Annotated in this window: 13 protein-coding genes; 3 read left to right on the top strand and 10 right to left on the bottom strand. The window is 61.2% G+C overall.

Annotation, left to right across the window (positions count from 1 at the left end; translation table 11 throughout):
• Positions 1-31 precede the first annotated feature (31 nt).
• From phaC (AWM79_RS17425) to AWM79_RS17385, 9 genes are all read right to left on the bottom strand, one after another.
• Positions 32-1,714: a class II poly(R)-hydroxyalkanoic acid synthase gene (gene phaC / locus AWM79_RS17425; protein ID WP_060783388.1), complete on the bottom strand. Its 1,683-nt coding sequence runs from the start codon at positions 1,712-1,714 to the stop codon at positions 32-34.
• Between the two features lie 283 nt (positions 1,715-1,997).
• The gene (phaZ, locus tag AWM79_RS17420) at positions 1,998-2,855 is read right to left on the bottom strand and encodes a poly(3-hydroxyalkanoate) depolymerase (protein ID WP_017132768.1); all 858 of its coding nucleotides are present in this window, start codon (positions 2,853-2,855) and stop codon (positions 1,998-2,000) included.
• 79 nt (positions 2,856-2,934) lie between these two features.
• A complete protein-coding gene (phaC, locus tag AWM79_RS17415; protein ID WP_060783387.1) occupies positions 2,935-4,614 on the bottom strand; it encodes a class II poly(R)-hydroxyalkanoic acid synthase in 1,680 nt (559 codons plus the stop codon).
• Positions 4,615-5,056: 442 nt separating this feature from the next.
• Complete coding sequence (locus AWM79_RS17410) at positions 5,057-5,431, bottom strand: gamma-butyrobetaine hydroxylase family protein (RefSeq protein ID WP_208599954.1); 375 nt, start codon at positions 5,429-5,431, stop codon at positions 5,057-5,059.
• A 73-nt stretch (positions 5,432-5,504) separates the two neighbouring features.
• On the bottom strand, positions 5,505-6,842 hold the full coding sequence (gene hslU, locus AWM79_RS17405) for an ATP-dependent protease ATPase subunit HslU (RefSeq protein WP_060783385.1): 1,338 nt from the start codon (positions 6,840-6,842) through the stop codon (positions 5,505-5,507).
• A gap of 56 nt (positions 6,843-6,898) precedes the next feature.
• Positions 6,899-7,429: an ATP-dependent protease subunit HslV gene (gene hslV, locus AWM79_RS17400; RefSeq protein WP_060783384.1), complete on the bottom strand. Its 531-nt coding sequence runs from the start codon at positions 7,427-7,429 to the stop codon at positions 6,899-6,901.
• Between the two features lie 176 nt (positions 7,430-7,605).
• Complete coding sequence (locus tag AWM79_RS17395; protein ID WP_017132764.1) at positions 7,606-8,310, bottom strand: SPOR domain-containing protein; 705 nt, start codon at positions 8,308-8,310, stop codon at positions 7,606-7,608.
• A 1-nt stretch (position 8,311) separates the two neighbouring features.
• Positions 8,312-10,048, bottom strand: a complete 1,737-nt coding sequence (gene argS / locus AWM79_RS17390; protein ID WP_017132763.1) for an arginine--tRNA ligase — start codon at positions 10,046-10,048, stop codon at positions 8,312-8,314.
• A gap of 119 nt (positions 10,049-10,167) precedes the next feature.
• Positions 10,168-12,387, bottom strand: coding sequence for a primosomal protein N' (locus tag AWM79_RS17385; protein WP_060783383.1), 2,220 nt, complete (start codon positions 12,385-12,387; stop codon positions 10,168-10,170).
• 164 nt (positions 12,388-12,551) lie between these two features.
• Here AWM79_RS17385 and rpmE point away from each other — a divergent pair, with 164 nt between their 5' ends.
• The 3 genes from rpmE (at position 12,552) to AWM79_RS17370 (ending at position 15,046) form a co-directional block, all read left to right on the top strand.
• Entirely contained in the window at positions 12,552-12,770 is a 219-nt protein-coding gene (gene rpmE / locus AWM79_RS17380) for a 50S ribosomal protein L31 (RefSeq protein ID WP_017132761.1), read from the top strand.
• 59 nt (positions 12,771-12,829) lie between these two features.
• On the top strand, positions 12,830-13,594 hold the full coding sequence (locus tag AWM79_RS17375; RefSeq protein WP_082712638.1) for a thermonuclease family protein: 765 nt from the start codon (positions 12,830-12,832) through the stop codon (positions 13,592-13,594).
• Positions 13,595-13,777: 183 nt separating this feature from the next.
• Entirely contained in the window at positions 13,778-15,046 is a 1,269-nt protein-coding gene (locus AWM79_RS17370) for a malic enzyme-like NAD(P)-binding protein (protein ID WP_060783381.1), read from the top strand.
• Between the two features lie 135 nt (positions 15,047-15,181).
• Here AWM79_RS17370 and AWM79_RS17365 read toward each other — a convergent pair whose 3' ends face one another.
• Positions 15,182-17,617 (bottom strand): penicillin-binding protein 1A, encoded by a 2,436-nt coding sequence (locus tag AWM79_RS17365; RefSeq protein ID WP_060783380.1) that lies wholly within the window; start codon positions 17,615-17,617, stop codon positions 15,182-15,184.
• Positions 17,618-17,798 lie beyond the last annotated feature (181 nt).

The following is a 17,798-nucleotide window of genomic DNA, read 5'->3' as shown; positions in this document are numbered from 1 at the left end:
CGCGACTGCCGGCCGCCGTGTCCAGTGATAGTCAACGCACTCGCACATAGGTGCCGGGTGCCGCTTCCATGGGGGGATAGTTCGGGTTGCCTGGCCTCATCCGAGTTTCTTCCAGGGCGCCGGAACGGGCCTGAATCCACTCTAGCCATTGCGTCCACCAGCTACCCGCTACCTGCTTGCCATCGTAGTACCAGGCCCGCGGATCGCCGCCGAGCTGCGGGTTGTCGATATAGTTGGCCTTTGGGTTATCCGGCGGATTGAGGATGCTCTGGACATGGCCGCTGTTGGACAGCACGAAGCGGCGTTCGCCACCCAGTAGCAGGGTCGAGCGATAGACCGCCGCCCATGGCGTGATGTGATCGTTAATGCCGCCGACGCTGAAGCTGTCGACCGTGACCATGCGCAGGTCGATGGGCGTGCCACAAACTTGCAGGCCGCCGGGATGACACAGCGGGTTGTGCTTGAAGAAATCCAGCAGGTCGCCGTGCAGCGCGGCTGGTAGACGGGTGTTGTCGTTGTTCCAGTAGAGAACGTCGAAGGCCGGCGGTTCCTTGCCCAGCAGGTAGTTGTTGATCCAGTAGTTCCAGATCAGGTCGTTGGGCCGCATCCAGGCGAAGACCTTGGCCATGTCCCGGCCATCGAGCACGCCTTGTTGATAGGAGCGGCGCCGGGCGGCCTCGAGAGTCTGCTCGTCGGCGAACAGCATGGGCGGGCTGTCGAGCCGGCCGTCGAGCAGGCTGACCAGATAAGTGGCGCTGGAGACCCGGTGCAACTGCCGCTTAGCCTGCAGATGACCCTGCAGGGCGGCAATGGTCAGGCCGCCCGCGCAGGCGCCCATTAGGTTGACCTCGCTGCTGGCGGTGATCGCCCGGCAAACGTTCAAGGCCGCTTGCGCCGCCTCGACATAGGTCGATAGGCCCCATTCGCGGTGTCGTGCATCCGGGTTGCGCCAACTGACCACAAAAACCTGCAAGTCATTCTTCAGGGCGTACTGCACAAAGCTGTTGGCTGGGCTGAGATCGAAGATGTAGTACTTGTTGATTTGCGGCGGCACGATCAGCAAAGGCTTCGCGTACTGCTTCCGGCTCATCGGGCGGTACTGGATCAGCTCCAGCCATTCGTTGCGAAAGACCACCGAACCCTGAGTAGTGGCCACGGTCTTGCCGACTTCGAAGGCGTGCTTGGTGACCTGGCTGGGCAGTCCGTCGTTGTGCAGCAGATCGTTTATCAGGTGGCCGAAGCCGCGCACGATACTGCTGCCGCCGGAGTTGAACAGTTCTTTGACCGCCAGCGGGTTAAGCAGAGTGTTGGACGGTGCCACCGCGTCGTTGAGCAGGGCGCAGATAAAGTGCGCCCGGGCCCGGTCGTCGTGGCTCATCTGGCTGTCGTCGATCCATTGTCGGACCTGATTCTGCCAGGCCAGGTAGGCTTGCAGGCTGCGTCGGTAGAACGGGTTCAGGCTCCATGCCGGATCGGCGAAGCGCGGGTCTCGGGGGCAGGGTTTGTGCGGCGCTTCGCCAAGCAGCACTTTGCTCAACTGGCCACCCAGGGCCAGCGCATGTCGCACGGTATGTAGCGGATTGCGCAGGCCATGGCCAGCCACGCTGCGCAGGGTAGACAGCAGGTCCCGGCCACGCAGACCGGTAATCGCCCCCTGCGCGTTGCTGAACGCGGCGAGGGTGGGTAGCGAATCCATCACTGATTTGTCTCGCATGAGGCAACACTCCTTCGTCATCAAGCTATCAACCGATACATCTCACCAGGCCAACGATAGGGTTGACCCCGGCTTCTGTTGCACGCTGCCGGCGTCCTGCCGGAGGGTTTACTGTGAGTACTAGCGCCCTGTGTGGTGGGTTCTGGGAGCCAATGTCGGTGCCACCAGCCCCTGACCCGTGTTGCTGTTGCTCGCCAAAGCAGGCTATGACTGGTCACGGCGCCCTGGCCATGGGCTGTGGTCGCCGAACTAGCCGTACAGGCCACCGGCTCCCAGGCCGACCCTAAGTGTGCTTGAACGGCGCCGGTTGCGGGTGCATGACGGCCCGCAGGCGTTCTTCCTGGAGGAATTTCATGATGATGGGCGCCACGGCTTCGGCGCGGGTGATCAGAAACAAATGACCGTCATCGATTATGTGTAGCTGGGCGTTAGGAATGCGCCAGGCCAGCAGGCGCATATTGATCAGCGGAATCAGCGGATCGTCGTCGCCGGCCAGCACCAGGGTCGGCTGATGGATCTTGTGCAGCCAGTGAATGCTGGTCCAGCCCAGGCCGGCGAACAGTTGCCAGTAGTAGCCCAGTTTGCCCGCCGAACGCACCTGGGCCGCGTGTTCGGCGGCCAGGCGCGGGTCACGACGGAAGGCGCCGCCATACAGAGTCGGGGCGATGCGAATGACGTGGGACGGCTGGAGGTAGCGACGTGGGCTGGCCATATTCCACAGCACCTTGGGCTTGCCCGGAACCATGAAGGCGCCGGCGGCGGTGGCGGCGAGGATCAATTTTTTGCAACGCTCCGGGTAGTCGTAGGCGAACTGCTGGGCCAGGGCGCCACCCCAGGACACGCCCACCGCACTGACCTGGCCATAATCCAGATAGTCGAGCATGCGGGCGCTGAGTTTGGCCAGGCCGGGAAAGCGATAGGGGCGGCTCGGGGTGGAAGATCCGCCGACGCCGGGGACGTCGAAGGAAATCACTTCCAAGTCCGGGTCCAAGGCGTGGACGAACGGAAACACCAGCTCCAGGTTGGCGCCGATACCGTTGAAAATCAACAAGGGCGTCAGATGAGGCTTGCCAGGGCGAACCGCAGTGCGGATGGTTTGGCCATCCAGCTCGATGGTTCTGAAGATGAACGGTTGCGGCATGTTTGAAGCCCTGTGATGGAAGCTGCTTGGCTGATCCGACGCGGCCTCGGGTGATGGGGGCCACACCGTCCCTGTACCCTTAACGTTCGTGCACGTAGGTCCCCGGTGCCGCCTCGGCCGAAGGGTAGGCGTTGCTGCCCAGGCTGGTCGGTGGCTTCTTCAGCTTGCCCGAGCGCTCGGCCAGCCATGTCTGCCAGTAGAGCCACCAGGAGTCGGTGTGCTTGGTGGCATTTTCCTGCCAGTCCTCGGCCTGGACCGGCATTTCTTCGCTGGTCATGTAGCGTGACTTCGGATTGCCCGGTGGGTTGAGAATACTCTGAATATGCCCGCTGCTTGACAGCACGAACTCGACCTTGCCGCCGAATAGCTGAGCCGACTTGTAGCAGGACTTCCAGGGCGTGATGTGGTCGTTGGTGCCGGCCAGGGAGAAGATGTCGGCGGTGACTTTCTTCAGGTCGATCGGGGTACCGCACACTTCCAGGGCATCGGCGCGCACCAGCGGGTTGTTCTTGAACATCTCGATCAGGTCGCCATGGAACGCGGCTGGCAGACGGGTGGTGTCGTTGTTCCAGAACAGAATATCGAACACCGGTGGTTCATTGCCGAGCAGGTAGTTGTTGACCCAGTAGTTCCAGATCAGATCGTTGGGGCGCATCCAGGCGAAGACTTTCGCCATGTCACTGCCTTCCAGCACGCCGGCCTGGTAGGAATGGCGCTTGGCGGCTTCCAGGGTCTGTTCGTCGACGAACAATGCAACCTGGGTGTCGAGCGTGGTGTCGAGCACGCTGACCAGCAGGGTCAGGGAGCGGACCTTCTGTTCGCCGAGGGCGGCATAGTGGCCGAGCAGGGCGGTGCAGGTGATACCGCCGGAGCAGGCGCCGAGCATGTTGACGTCCTTGCTGCCGGTGATGGCGATGACCACCTCGACGGCTTCCTTCAGTGCCTCGATATAGGTCGACAGGCCCCACTCGCGCTGAGCCTTGGTCGGATTGCGCCAACTGACGATAAAGGTCTGCTGGCGACTGCGTAAGCAGAAGCGCGCCAGGCTCTTGTCCGGGCTGAGGTCGAAGACATAGAACTTGTTGATCTGTGGTGGGACCACCAGCAGTGGACGCTCATGCACCTGTTCGGTGGTCGGTCCGTATTGGATCAGTTCCAGCACGTCGTTGCGAAACACCACCGCGCCTTCGGTGGTCCCCAGGCTTTTGCCGACCTCGAAGGCGCCCATGTTCACCTGGCTCGGCATGCCGCCGTTATGTATCAGATCCTTGGCCAGATTCGCCAAGCCGTCGAGCAGGCTCTTGCCGCCGGTCTCGAAGAAGCGCTTGACTGCCGCAGGGTTGGCTACGGTGTTGGTCGGCGCCATGGCCTCGGTCAGCAGGTTGATGACGAAGTGCCCGCGGCTGATGTCTTGGGGCGAGAGTGAGCTGTCACCTATCCAGTCATGGAGCTCCTTGCGCCAGGCCAGGTAGGTTTGCAGGTAGCGTTTGTAGAGCGGGTTCTGGCTCCAGGCCGGATCGCGGAAGCGGCGGTCATCGCTGTCTGGCTGCAGGCTCGATTTGCCGAGCAGCACATGCTGGAGTTCGAGGCCGAAATGGGCGATGTGCCTGGCGCTATGGACGGGTTGCCTGATGGCTTGGGCTAACACCATGCGTGCGGAAGTCAGCAGGCCCTTTCTACGCAAACCGACGACGGGGTTCAGGCCCAGGGTGTTTTCCAAGGCTTGGCGCTTGAGGTCATCGCTATTTTTGTCACTCATCTAGACGCTCCATTGTCCTGAGACGAGTACCGGCTAAAGCTGTGCAACTGGGCACAACGAATGCCAGGTACTACTGCTGCTCGGGCGACCGGTTGGTTGCACATCGTTAGCGATGCGCAATGGGTCAGCTCCATGGGTTACCCGAGTGTATTTTTTTGCAGGCGGGGCGAATGTCAGTGGACTAACGCAACTCGCCACACGGGCCACTAGCCCGCCAGCGGGTATTGAATCAGATCAAATTAGAAAATACGCCCCAAACGGCAAAATGCCCGTACAGGCCACTAGTGGCCTGTGTGGTGAGTTCTATGAGTCCATTTCGGCGCCCTAAATCCCTGGCCTGCGTTGCTGTTGCTCGCCATAGCCCGGCTATGACTCGTCACAGCGCCTTGGCCAGGGACTTATGGCATCCGAACTTGAGCTAACGAACTCACCGTACAGGCCACTAGAGCATGAGGCGTACAATCGACTCGGCCGGGTCGCGGGATTTTCCGGCGACTTTGAGTTCGGCAAGATAATCGGCCCACAAGTCATCCTGGCGACAGGCCAATTGGTAGAGGTAGTCCCAGGTGAACAGCCCGCTGTCATGACCGTCGTCGAAGGTCAGTTTCAGGGCGTACTGGCCGGCGGGTTCGATCTTGCTCAGGCCCACACCGAGCTTGCCGGATTGCAGGATCGGCTTGCCGTGGCCCTGGACCTCGGCGGAAGGGGAATGCACCCGCAGGAATTCGGCGGGCAGATGGTACTCCTCGCCCGGCCCGTAGGTGAGGGTCAGGGTTTTCGAGGCCTTGTGCAGGTTGATGGCGCTGGGGAGTCGAATGGTCATGGCTGAACGCTAACCTGTCTAGGTAAGAGCCTCCTGCGGGAGCCGGCTGGCTCCCGCAGGTCGAGGATTACAGGATATACCGCGACAGGTCTTCGTTCTGCGCCAATTCACCGAGGTGGCTGTCGACATAGGCAGCGTCGATGCGAATCGGCTCGACGCCCTGGGCACTCGCCAGGTCGCCGGCACTGAACGAGACCTCTTCGAGCAGGCGTTCGAGCAGCGTGTGCAGGCGCCGGGCGCCGATGTTTTCGGTCTTCTCGTTGACCTGCCAGGCGATCTCGGCGAGACGCTTGATGCCATCCGGCTGAAACTCGATGCTCAGGCCTTCGGTTTTCAGCAACTCGCGATACTGCTCGGTCAACGAGGCGTGTGGTTCGCTGAGAATGCGTTCAAAATCTCCCGGGCTCAAGGCCTTGAGTTCGACACGGATTGGCAGGCGGCCTTGCAGCTCGGGCACCAGGTCGCTCGGCTTGCTCAGGTGGAACGCCCCGGAAGCGATAAACAGGATGTGGTCAGTCTTGACCATGCCCAGCTTGGTGTTGACGGTGCAGCCTTCGATCAGCGGCAGCAGGTCGCGTTGTACGCCCTCACGAGAGACGTCGGCGCCGCCGACATTGCCGCGCTTGGCCACTTTGTCGATCTCGTCGATGAAGACGATGCCGTGCTGCTCGACCGCTTCCAGGGCCTTGGCCTTCAACTCTTCGTCGTTGACCAGGCGCCCGGCCTCTTCATCGCGCACCAGCTTAAGCGCCTCCTTGACCTTGAGCTTACGGTTCTTACGCTTGCCCTTGCCCATGTTGGCGAACAGGCTCTGCAGTTGGTTGGTCATTTCTTCCATGCCCGGCGGCGCGGAGATATCAACGCCGGCGTGTTCCGCGACCTCGATTTCAATCTCCTTGTCATCCAACTGGCCTTCCCGCAAGCGCTTGCGAAATAGCTGGCGGGTATTGGAGTCCTGGCTGGGCGCCGCCTCCTCATTGAAGCCCATGCGTGCCGGCGGCAGCAGGGCGTCGAGAATGCGTTCCTCGGCGGCGTCTTCGGCGCGGTGGCGAACTTTGACCATCTCCTGCTCGCGCAGCAGCTTGATCGCGGCGTCGGCCAGATCGCGGATAATCGATTCGACGTCACGCCCGACATAGCCGACTTCAGTGAACTTGGTCGCTTCGACCTTGATGAACGGTGCGTTGGCCAGCTTGGCCAGGCGTCGGGCAATTTCGGTCTTGCCGACGCCGGTCGGGCCAATCATCAAGATGTTCTTGGGGGTGACTTCAACGCGCAGTTCTTCGGGCAATTGCATGCGGCGCCAACGGTTACGCAGTGCAATGGCAACGGCGCGCTTAGCATCGTCCTGGCCAATGATATGGCGATTGAGTTCGTGGACGATTTCGCGGGGGGTCATGGACATGGTATGTGGGATCCTCAAGCAGTAGTGATCAGCGTAGACAAGGGTCTGGCACTGCTTTATTCCGCGAGGTCCTGTTCCTCAATAGTGAAGTTGTGATTAGTGAATACGCAAATATCACCGGCGATCCCGAGGGCGGTCTCGACGATTTCCCGGGCTGACAGCTCGGTCTTCTTCAACAGGGCACTGGCCGCAGCCTGGGCATAGCCACCCCCGGAACCCATGGCGATCAAGCCCTCTTCCGGCTCAACGACATCGCCGTTGCCGGTGATGATCAGCGAAGCGTCCTTGTTGGCGACCGCCAGCATGGCTTCCAGGCGGCTCAGGGAGCGATCGGTGCGCCATTCCTTGGCCAATTCGACGGCGGCTCGAACCAGGTGGCCCTGGTGCTTTTCCAACTGGCCTTCAAAACGCTCGAACAAGGTGAAGGCGTCGGCGGTGGCGCCGGCGAAACCGGCGAGCACCTGGCCGTGGTAGAGGCGACGGACTTTTTTCGCGTTGCCCTTCATGACGGTGTTGCCTAGGGAAACCTGGCCGTCGCCACCCATGACGACTTTGCCGTGGCGACGAACTGAAACGATGGTGGTCAAGGGAGAGTCTCCACGCAGGTAGGCGAAAATGTCTGATGAAAACTGATATGGGGATTGCGCAGGGATTTTCAACCGAAAGTAAGGCTGAGGGACGAGCGGTGTAGGAAGAGGAAAGCGTCTGTTGTCATGCAGTTCAGCTGTGGGAGCCGAATGGCCGGCTCCCACAGGGGCGGGTTTCAGCGGCTCTGGCGCTGTTGTAACAATAGATTACTGAAGCCGCTGCCGGCGAGTTGTTTTTGCGCCGTGGTCAATTGTTCGCGGTTGCTGAACGGACCGACCAGCACCCGGTACCAAGTCTCTTCCTTGACTGTTCCCGACTCAATCGACACTGCCTGACCGAGCAGGATGATCTGTGCGCGGACCTTGTCGGCATCGGCTTCCTTGCGGAACGAGCCGGCCTGCAGGAAGAACTGCGTTACAGCCGCCGGTGCCGGCTTGGCCACGGGGGGCGGCGGTGGCGGGGTCATTCCGGCCAGCGCCGCCTGGGCACGTGCGGTATCGATCTTCGCCGCTTCGGCCGGGGTGACTGGCGTGGTCGGCACGGTCTGTGGCGTCGGCAGGGTTTTTTCCGGCACGGCTTCCGGTGGCACGATGACTTCCGATTCCGGCAGCAAGGTGTAGAAGTCGTACTTCGGTTTCACCGGCAGGGTAGGGCTCGGTGGGGTCTTGTTGGCTTCGGCGATCTTGGTCGCTTTCTGCTGTTCCTGTCTGACCCGCTTGACGTCATCGCCCTTGCCCGGCTCAAGTTTCATCAGAAACACGATAAAAGCCCCCACGCCAAGCCCGATGGCCAGCCACAACCAGCCCGGAATCGGCTTTTTTGCAGGAGCTTGGTAACGGCTGGCGCCTCGTTTGGGTGCGGGTTTTTTCTTGGCGGCCAACTTACATACGCTCCAGAGTTTCCAGGCCCAGCAGCTCCAGGCCTTGCTTGAGGGTGCGACCGGTCAGCGCGGCGAGACGCAGGCGGCTCTGCATCTGCGCCGGACTGTCGGCGGTCAGGATCGGGCAGTTCTCGTAGAAGCTGGAGAACAGGCCGGCGACATCGTACAGGTAGGCGCAGAGGAGGTGCGGCGTACCTTTTTCGGCGACGCTGTTGAGGACCTCGCCGAACTGCGCCAGCCTGGCCGCCAGTTCCTGCTCATGGGCGGCGTCGAGCACGATCTGGCCATCCGCTGCGCTGAAATCCTTGTCCAGCTTGCGGAACACGCCGGCCACGCGGGTGTAGGCGTACAGGAGGTACGGCGCGGTGTTGCCTTCGAAGTTGAGCATCAGGTCGAAGTTGAAACTGTAGTCGCTGGTGCGGTGCTTGGACAGGTCGGCGTACTTCACCGCGCCGATACCGACGACCTCGGCGATTTCGCGCAGGTCGCTCTCGGGCAGTTGCGGGTTCTTTTCCTTGACCAGCTTGTAGGCGCGCTCGCGGGCCTCGGTCAGCAGGTCGATGAGCTTCACGGTGCCGCCGTCGCGGGTCTTGAATGGTCGACCGTCGGCGCCGTTCATGGTGCCGAAGCCCATGTGCTCCATGTCCATCGGATGGTTCACGAAGCCGGCTTTGTGCGCCACGGCGAATACTTGCTGGAAGTGCAGGGCCTGGCGCTGGTCGACGAAGTACAGCGCACGATCGGCTTTGAGCACGTTGCTGCGGTAGCGCACGGCGGCCAGGTCGGTGGTGGCGTAGAGATAGCCGCCGTCGGCCTTGACGATAATCACTGGCAGCGGCTCGCCGTCGGCGTTCTTGAACTCGTCGAGGAACACGCACTGGGCACCGTTACTCTCGACCAGCATGCCTTTGGCCTTGAGGTCATTGACTACATTGATCAGATCGTCGTTGTAGGCACTTTCACCCATGACGTCGGCCATGGTCAGCTTGACGTTGAGCAACTCGTAGATTTTCTGGCAGTGGGACAGCGAGATGTCCTTGAAACGTGCCCATAGCGCCAGGCAATCCGCGTCGCCAGCCTGCAGCTTGACCACCAGGCTACGGGCGCGGTCGGCGAATTCGTTGGACTCGTCGAAGCGTTGCTTGGCGGCGCGGTAGAAGTTCTCCAGGTCCGACAGCTCGTTGCTACTGATCGGGTTTTCCTGCAGGTAGGCCATCAGCATGCCGAACTGCGTGCCCCAGTCGCCGACATGGTTCTGGCGGATCACGGTGTCGCCGAGAAACTCCAGGACCCGCGCCACGCCGTCACCAAGGATGGTCGAGCGCAGGTGGCCGACGTGCATTTCCTTGGCGAGGTTGGGGGCCGACAGGTCGACCACGGTGCGTTGCGCCGGGCCTGCCTTGCGCACGCCCAGGTTGGCGTCGGTCAGCGCGGCATCGAGGCGCGCGGCCAGGGCCTGAGTGTTCTGGAAGAAGTTGATGAAGCCAGGGCCGGCGATTTGCGCCTTACTGACGTTGTCATCGGTCGGCAGCGCGGCGATCAATTTTTCCGCCAGGTCGCGCGGCTTCAGACCCGCAGGTTTGGCCAGCATCATGGCGATGTTGCTGGCGAAGTCACCATGGCTCTTGTCTCGGGTGTTTTCGACCTGGATCGCCGGCGTCAGGCCTTCAGGCAACACACCTTCGTCAACGAGTTGGGTGAGGGCTTGCTGGATCAACTGGCGAATGGTGTTTTTCATGCTGTTCTCTTTCGACCGCAAGCGCGGCGGCGCTTCGATGCGCAGGTGGAAAAACTGGATATTATCCGTTGCCGGGGTGAGCTTGCCAACAGGTTATAGACTGGTGGCGCCAGCTCGGCTCAATACAAATCCACCGGATCGACATCCAGCGACCAGCGTACCTGCCGCCCGCCGGGCATCTGCTCCAGTACCCGCCGCCAACTGCCGAGCAATCGGTGCAACGGTGCCCGGGCATTGGCCTGTAGCAGTAGCTGCGCCCGATAACGTCCGGCCCGACGCTCCATGGGGGCTGGCACCGGCCCGAGCAACTCGATGCCGCCCAGGTTCATTTGCGCCAGCAGGCGTTCGGCCTCGCTGCAGGCTTCATCGAGAAAACCTTCGGCCTGTCCGGGCTTATGGGCTTCGGCACGCAACAGCGCCAAGTGGGCAAAGGGCGGTAATCCGGCGGCGCGGCGCTCGCTCAAGGCTTGTTCGGCAAAGGCGAAATAACCTTGCTCGGTGAGCTGGATCAACAATGGGTGGTCTGCCAGATGGGTCTGGATGATGACCTTGCCCGGCTCTTCCGCGCGCCCGGCCCGGCCCGCCACCTGGACGATCAATTGTGCCATGCGCTCGCTGGCGCGGAAGTCACCGGAAAACAGCCCGCCATCGGCGTCGAGGATCGAAACCAGCGTCACCCTGGGGAAATGATGCCCTTTGGCAAGCATCTGCGTGCCCACCAGGATACAGGGCTGGCCTTTCTGGATCGTCGCGAACAGTTGGTTCATCGCGTCCTTTCGCGAGGTGCTGTCGCGGTCGACCCGCAGTACCGGGTAATCGGGAAATAGGATGCCCAGTCGCTCTTCGGCGCGCTCGGTGCCCGCGCCTACCGGACGCAGGTCGACCTTGGCGCATTGCGGACAGTTGCGTGGGGTGCGTTCGACATGGCCGCAGTGGTGGCAACGCAGTTCGCCATGGCGCTGGTGCACCGTCATGCGGGCATCGCAACGCACGCATTCGGACATCCAGCCGCAGTCGTGGCACAGCAGGGTCGGGGCGAAGCCACGGCGGTTGAGAAACACCAGGACTTGCTGGCCTGCCGCCAGGGTCTGGCCGATGGCCTGCTGCATCGGTCCGCAAATGCCACTGTCCAGTGGCCGGCTTTTTACGTCCAGGCGAAGGAAGCGTGGCTGCTTGGCACCGCCGGCCCGCTCGTTCAGCCGTAGCAAGCCGTAGCGACCCATGTAGGCGTTGTGCAGGCTTTCCAGGGACGGGGTGGCCGAACCCAGGACGATTGGGATGTTTTCTTGCCGGGCGCGTACCAACGCCAGGTCGCGAGCGTGATAGCGCAGGCCTTCCTGTTGTTTATAGGAGCCATCGTGCTCTTCATCGATGATGATCAGCCCAGGGTGCTTCATTGGTGTAAACAGCGCCGAACGGGTGCCGATAATGATATCGGCCTCGCCATCCCGTGCCGCGAGCCAGGCATCCAGGCGCTCGCGATCATTGACCGCGGAATGCAGCAGGGCGATCCGTGCGTTGAAGCGTTGTTCGAAACGCGCCAGGGTCTGCGGTCCGAGGTTGATCTCGGGGATCAGCACCAGAGCCTGTTTGCCGGCTTCGAGGGTTTCGCGGATCAGTTGCAGGTAGACCTCGGTTTTGCCGCTGCCGGTGACGCCAGCCAGCAGAAATGCCTGAAAGCTGCCGAAACCGGCGCGAATCGCCGTGCAGGCGGCACGTTGTTCGTCGTTGAGTGGCAGCTCCGGTTGCGCCAGCCAGTGTTCGTGGCGTTGGCCAGGGGCATGACGGCGGATCTCCACCTGTACCAGTTCCTTGGCCAGCAATAGGTCAAGGCTGTCCTTGTTCAGCATCAGTTTGCTCAATAACGGATGAGCCACACCGTGCGGATGCTGAGCCAGGGTGGCCAGGGCTTCGCGCTGGCGCGGTGCGCGAGCGATGCGTGGGTCGTCGAGCCTGGCGCCCGGAGCGATCGACCAGAACCGCTCCTGACGCGCCTCGGCCAGCTCGCCCTGGCGCAGCAATACCGGCAAGGCCCAGCTCAGCGTGTCGCCCAGGCTGTGCTGGTAATACTGGGCTGTCCACAGGCACAGTTTGAGCAGCGCCGGCGGCAAGGGTGGCGTAGCATCGAGCAGGGCGAGCGCCGGCTTGAGCTTTTCTGCCGGGACTTCGCTGTGGTCGGTGATTTCCACCAGGATACCGATCATTTCCCGCCGGCCAAACGGTACCCGCAAGCGCATGCCGGGATGCAGCTCGCTGCGCAACACACCTTGGGGCGCGCGGTAATCAAACAGGCGGCGCAGAGGTGAAGGCAGGGCAAGGCGCAGAATGGCATCGGGCACGCGGTTTTCCCAGGTAGTGTAATGAACCAGGGCGCGAGCCTAGCAGACGGTCGGTGTACGTGACAGCTTGCTTCATTTTGCAAGGCTGGTATTATCGCCAGCCAAATTACGTGCGGTGTTCAACAATAGTGTTGGGCGGCGGCACGCTAGCCGAGGAAGTCCCCATGAAAGCTGATATCCATCCAGAATACCCAGCAGTTGCCGTGACTTGCAGCTGCGGCAACAAGTTTGAAACTCGTTCGACTTTCGCCAAGCCACTGGCCATCGACGTGTGCAACGAGTGCCACCCGTTCTACACCGGTAAGCAAAAGACCCTGGACACCGGCGGCCGCGTTCAGAAGTTCGCCGATCGTTTCGGTACATTCGGTGCGAAGAAGGCCTAAGGCTTTTTTCCCTGGACAGCCTGAAAGGCCGTTCCACGCTGATAAAAAAGGCGCTCCTTATGAGCGCCTTTTTTGTCGGTGCAATTTGCCAGGAACAGGTGATGGCGTTCTGCCCGATGGTGCCTGGCGCTGGACGAGTTGAGGTACAGCGAGTCATCGACGGTGACACTGTTCGTCTGAAAGATGGCCGCAATGTCCGGCTGATCGGAATCAATGCACCGGAGCTGGGACGTAAGGGGCGGGCCGGTGAACCCTTTGCCGAGGCCGCGCGCCGACGTCTCCAGGCTCTGGTAATGGAAAGCGGCGGCCATGTTGGAGTGGTGGCAGGTCGCGAACGCCATGACCGGTATGGGCGGACCCTGGCCCATTTGTACGGCAGCGATGGCATGAACCTCGAAGCGCGCTTGCTCGCCGAGGGCTTGGCTTATCAGGTGGCCGTAGCGCCCAACGGCGATTTGTTCGAATGTCAGCAACTTGCCGAGCGCCAGGCCCGCCAGCTCCGGCTAGGGCTCTGGAAACGCCCATCGGTACTGAGGGCGGATCAGATCGGCAAACCCGGTTTTGTTCTGCTGAATGGTCATGTGAGCACTATTCGACACAATCGTGGCGGGTTATGGATCGAGTTGCGGGGGTCGGTTGTATTGCATGTCGCGCCCGGTCGGCTGGAGCAATTCGACGCCCTGTGGATTAGCGGGCTCAAAGGCAAACAGGTCGAAGCCCGTGGCTGGGTGGTCGAGCGTGGCGGTCGAAGCGTGGTGCGCCAGCGGGGAGAGCGCTGGTTGTTATCGTTGAGTCACCCTGGAATGCTTCAGGCGGCACGCTGAGAAAAAATTGTAGACATTTTTTGGATAGATTGTGATCATTTTAGCCTTTGTGTTTCGTGGCCCTTGGGCCAAAGTCGTAGGACATGGCCCTTGACACCGCTGGCTGGTCAGTCTTGTGAGGACTTGACGACACGCGTATCCTCGGCGGTCCGTCAGTCCCACAGTAAAAAGCGGAATGCCCACATGTCAGATTTGAAAACTGCCGCTCTCGAATATCACGCCAATCCTCGTCCAGGGAAGCTGAGCGTCGAGCTCACCAAGGCCACGGCTACCGCTCGCGACCTGTCGCTGGCCTACAGCCCTGGCGTGGCCGAACCAGTGCGTGAAATCGCCCGCGATCCTGAGCTGGCCTACAAGTACACTGGCAAGGGCAATCTGGTTGCAGTCATTTCCGATGGCACTGCGATTCTCGGCCTGGGTAACCTCGGCCCATTGGCCTCCAAGCCGGTAATGGAAGGCAAGGGCGTGCTGTTCAAGCGTTTCGCCGGTATCGACGTGTTCGACATCGAAGTCGACTCGGAAAGCCCGCAAGCCTTTATCGACACCGTCAAGCGTATCTCCATTACCTTCGGTGGTATCAACCTGGAAGACATCAAGGCCCCTGAGTGTTTTGAGATCGAGCGCGCGCTGATCGAGCAGTGCGATATCCCGGTATTCCATGACGACCAGCACGGTACCGCGATCGTGACCGCCGCCGGCATGATCAACGCCCTGGAAATCGCTGGCAAAACCTTGCCTGAAGCGAAGATTGTCTGCCTGGGCGCCGGTGCCGCCGCGATCTCCTGCATGAAGCTGCTGGTGAGCATGGGTGCCAAGATCGAGAACATCTTCATGGTTGACCGTACTGGTGTGATCCACGCTGGCCGTGACGACCTGAACCAGTACAAGGCTGTCTTCGCCCACGCGACCGACAAGCGCAGCCTGGCTGATGCCTTGAAGGGGGCTGACGTGTTCGTCGGCCTGTCCGGTCCGAACCTGCTGGATGCCGAAGGCCTGCTGTCCATGGCAGCTAACCCCATCGTGTTCGCCTGCTCGAACCCGGACCCGGAAATCTCCCCGGAACTGGCTCACGCTACCCGTAGCGACGTGATCATGGCCACTGGCCGTTCGGACTACCCGAACCAGGTCAACAACGTCCTGGGTTTCCCGTTCATCTTCCGTGGTGCCCTGGACGTTCGTGCCAAGCGCATCAACGAAGAAATGAAAGTGGCCGCGGCCAACGCTCTGCGCGAACTGGCCAAGCTGCCGGTGCCTCAGGAAGTGTGCGAGGCCTATGGCGGTATCAAGCTGGAGTTCGGTCGTGAGTACATCATTCCCAAGCCGATGGATGCCCGCCTGATCACCCTGATCTCCGACGCCGTGGCCAAGGCGGCGATCGAGACTGGTGTAGCGACCCTGCCGTATCCGAAGAACTACCCGCTGAAAAGCGTGGATGACGTGTTCAACGGCTAAGTTGTTGTAGCACCAAAAAAGCCCTGGCTCGAAAGAGTCAGGGCTTTTTTGTTGGGGGTGTCCAGGTTCTTATGGCGCAGCGGTGTCTGTGGCGAGCGGGCTTGTCAGGCAACCCGCTCTCCGTCAAGGCGCAGGTCAGAACAGGTCGATCGGCGCCGCTTCGTCCGCTGGCAGCGGGCTGCCCGGAGCGCTGCCGCCATTGCCCAGCTCGTTGACCGATGGCGGCGTGTCTTCGCTCTTGAACAGCTCGAAGTAGGCGTTGGGTGTGCCCGGCGTCGCCGCACGGCCACTGACCGGGTCGACCCGCAGACTGAGGATGCCTTCCGGTTCCGCCTGAGTGTGCAGTGGCATGCCCTTGAGCGCGGCCCCCATGTAGTCCATCCAGATCGGCAGTGCTACGGTGCCGCCGAACTCGCGGCGACCGAGACTCTCCGGTTGATCGAAGCCGGTCCAGACAGTGGTGATGTAGTCGGCGTTGTAGCCGGTGAACCAGGCGTCCTTTGATTCGTTAGTCGTGCCGGTCTTGCCCGCCAGGTCGCCGCGCCCCAAGGCCAGGGCCCGACGGCCGGTGCCGAGCTTGATCACGTCCTCAAGCATGCTGTTGAGGATGTAGGTGGTACGCCCGTCGATGATGCGTTCGGCGATAGCCGGAGCCTGGGCTGTGGGAGCCGGTGCCTCGCCGGTATTGTTGACGGTAAACGTTGGCTGGCTCGGCGCCGCGATGCCGCTGCTGGCTACCTTGCCAGTCGGCACGCTCGGTGGGTTGGCGATGAACAGGGTATCGCCATTGCGGCTTTCGATCTTGTCGATCAGGTACGGCGTGATCTTGTAACCACCGTTGGCGAAGGTGCTCCAGCCGGTGGCGATCTCCATCGGCGTCAGGGTAGCGGTACCCAGAGCCAGGGACAGGTTGCGTGGCAGGTCCTGTTTGTTGAAGCCGAACCTGGCAATGTAGTCAATCGTCTTGTCGACGCCCAGGCTTTGCAGTAGGCGAATCGAAACCAGATTACGCGACTTGTACAGCGCCTCGCGCATGCGGATCGGGCCGAGGAAGGTGTTGGTGTCGTTCTTCGGGCGCCAGACCTTGTCCAGATACTCGTCGACGAACACGATTGGGGCGTCGTTGACCAGGCTGGCCGGGGTGTAGCCGTTGTCCAGGGCCGCGCTGTAGATGAACGGCTTGAAGCTCGATCCCGGCTGGCGCTTGGCCTGCATGGCGCGGTTGTAGTTGCTTTGCTCGAAGGCGAAGCCGCCGACCAGGGCGCGAATCGCGCCGTTTTGCGGGTCAAGGGATACCAGCGCGCTTTGGGCTGCCGGGACCTGGCTGAATTTCAGGCTGTTGTCGGCCTGGCGCTGGACGCGGATCAGGTCGCCGACCTGAGCGACATCGGCAGGTTGTTTTGGCACGGCGCCCAGGCTATTGGTGTTGAGGTATGGCCGCGCCCATTTCAGGGTGTCCCAGGCGACGATTTCCGGGCCGTTGCGGGTCAGCACGTGCAGGCTGTTCTTGTCCACTTGGGTGACAATCGCCGGTTCCAGACCACTGATGGGACGTTGTTTGCCCAGTTCCGCGATCCAGGCATCGCGGGTCTTGCCTGGCAGGCGGGACTCGGGGCCGCGATAGCCGTGGCGCTGGTCATAGGTGATCAAGCCTTCCTGAACCGCATGGGTGGCCAGTTCCTGGAGGTTGCTCGGTACCGTGGTGGTCACGCGAAAACCTTCGGTGTAGGCCTCGCCACCATAGCGGCCGACCATTTCGGCACGGGCCATCTCGGCGATATACGGCGCGTTCACTTCCGGCGTCGGCACATGGTAGCTGGCGTTGATCGGCTCGACGATGGAGGCCTGATAGGTAGCTTCGTCGATCTTACCGAGTTTATACATGCGCCCCAGGATCCAGTCGCGACGTTCTTTGGCTCGGACCGGGTTGGCCAGTGGGTTGAAGCGTGACGGGGCTTTTGGCAGGCCGGCAATCATCGCCATCTGGGCCAGGGTGATATCACGGATCGATTTACCGTAATACACCTGCGCCGCGGCTTCGATACCGTAGGCGCGGTTGCCCAGGTAGATCTTGTTCACATACAGCTCAAGGATTTCATCCTTGGTCAGTTGGCGTTCGATCTGCAGGGCGAGAAGAATCTCGTTGGTCTTGCGCGAGAAGCTACGCTCGCTGGACAGGAAGAAATTCTTCGCCACCTGCATGGTGATGGTACTGCCGCCGGACTGGATATGTCCGCTCTTGATCAGTTGGGTCGCGGCGCGCATCAGGCTGCTGGGGTCGACCCCGTAGTGATTGGCGAAATTATCGTCTTCGGCACTCAGCAAGGCATTGATGAAATTCGGCGGAATGTCGGCGAAACGGATGGGCGAGCGGCGCATCTCACCGAATTCGGCGATCAGCTTGCCATCGCTGGTGTAGACCCTGAGCGGAATCTGCAACTGGATGCTTCTCAAGGTCTCCACGGACGGCAAGCCCGGACTAAGATAAAGAAATGCACCGCTCAGGACGAGCAACAGCCCGCAGAATACGGCGACGAAAGACCACCCGAAAAACTTCAGCAGACGAATCAAGGCTTGTGGATTTCCAGATAAAAAATGGATTGGGCGTCAGGCTAAATTCACAGCAAGCGCTGGTTCGACGGCTCGGAAAAAACGTGGGCATTATAAGCTTTTTTTGGCAGCGGGCGTTATTTGCGCTTATGTCAAGACTGCTATTAAATGCCCCTTATCATAAAGGGTCCGTAAGTCGCGG

It is taken from the genome of Pseudomonas agarici (assembly GCF_001543125.1).
Classification (GTDB): Bacteria; Pseudomonadota; Gammaproteobacteria; order Pseudomonadales; family Pseudomonadaceae; genus Aquipseudomonas; species Aquipseudomonas agarici.
Note: the sequence above shows the minus strand (reverse complement) of the source record. Positions and strands in the feature narration are given on the sequence as shown.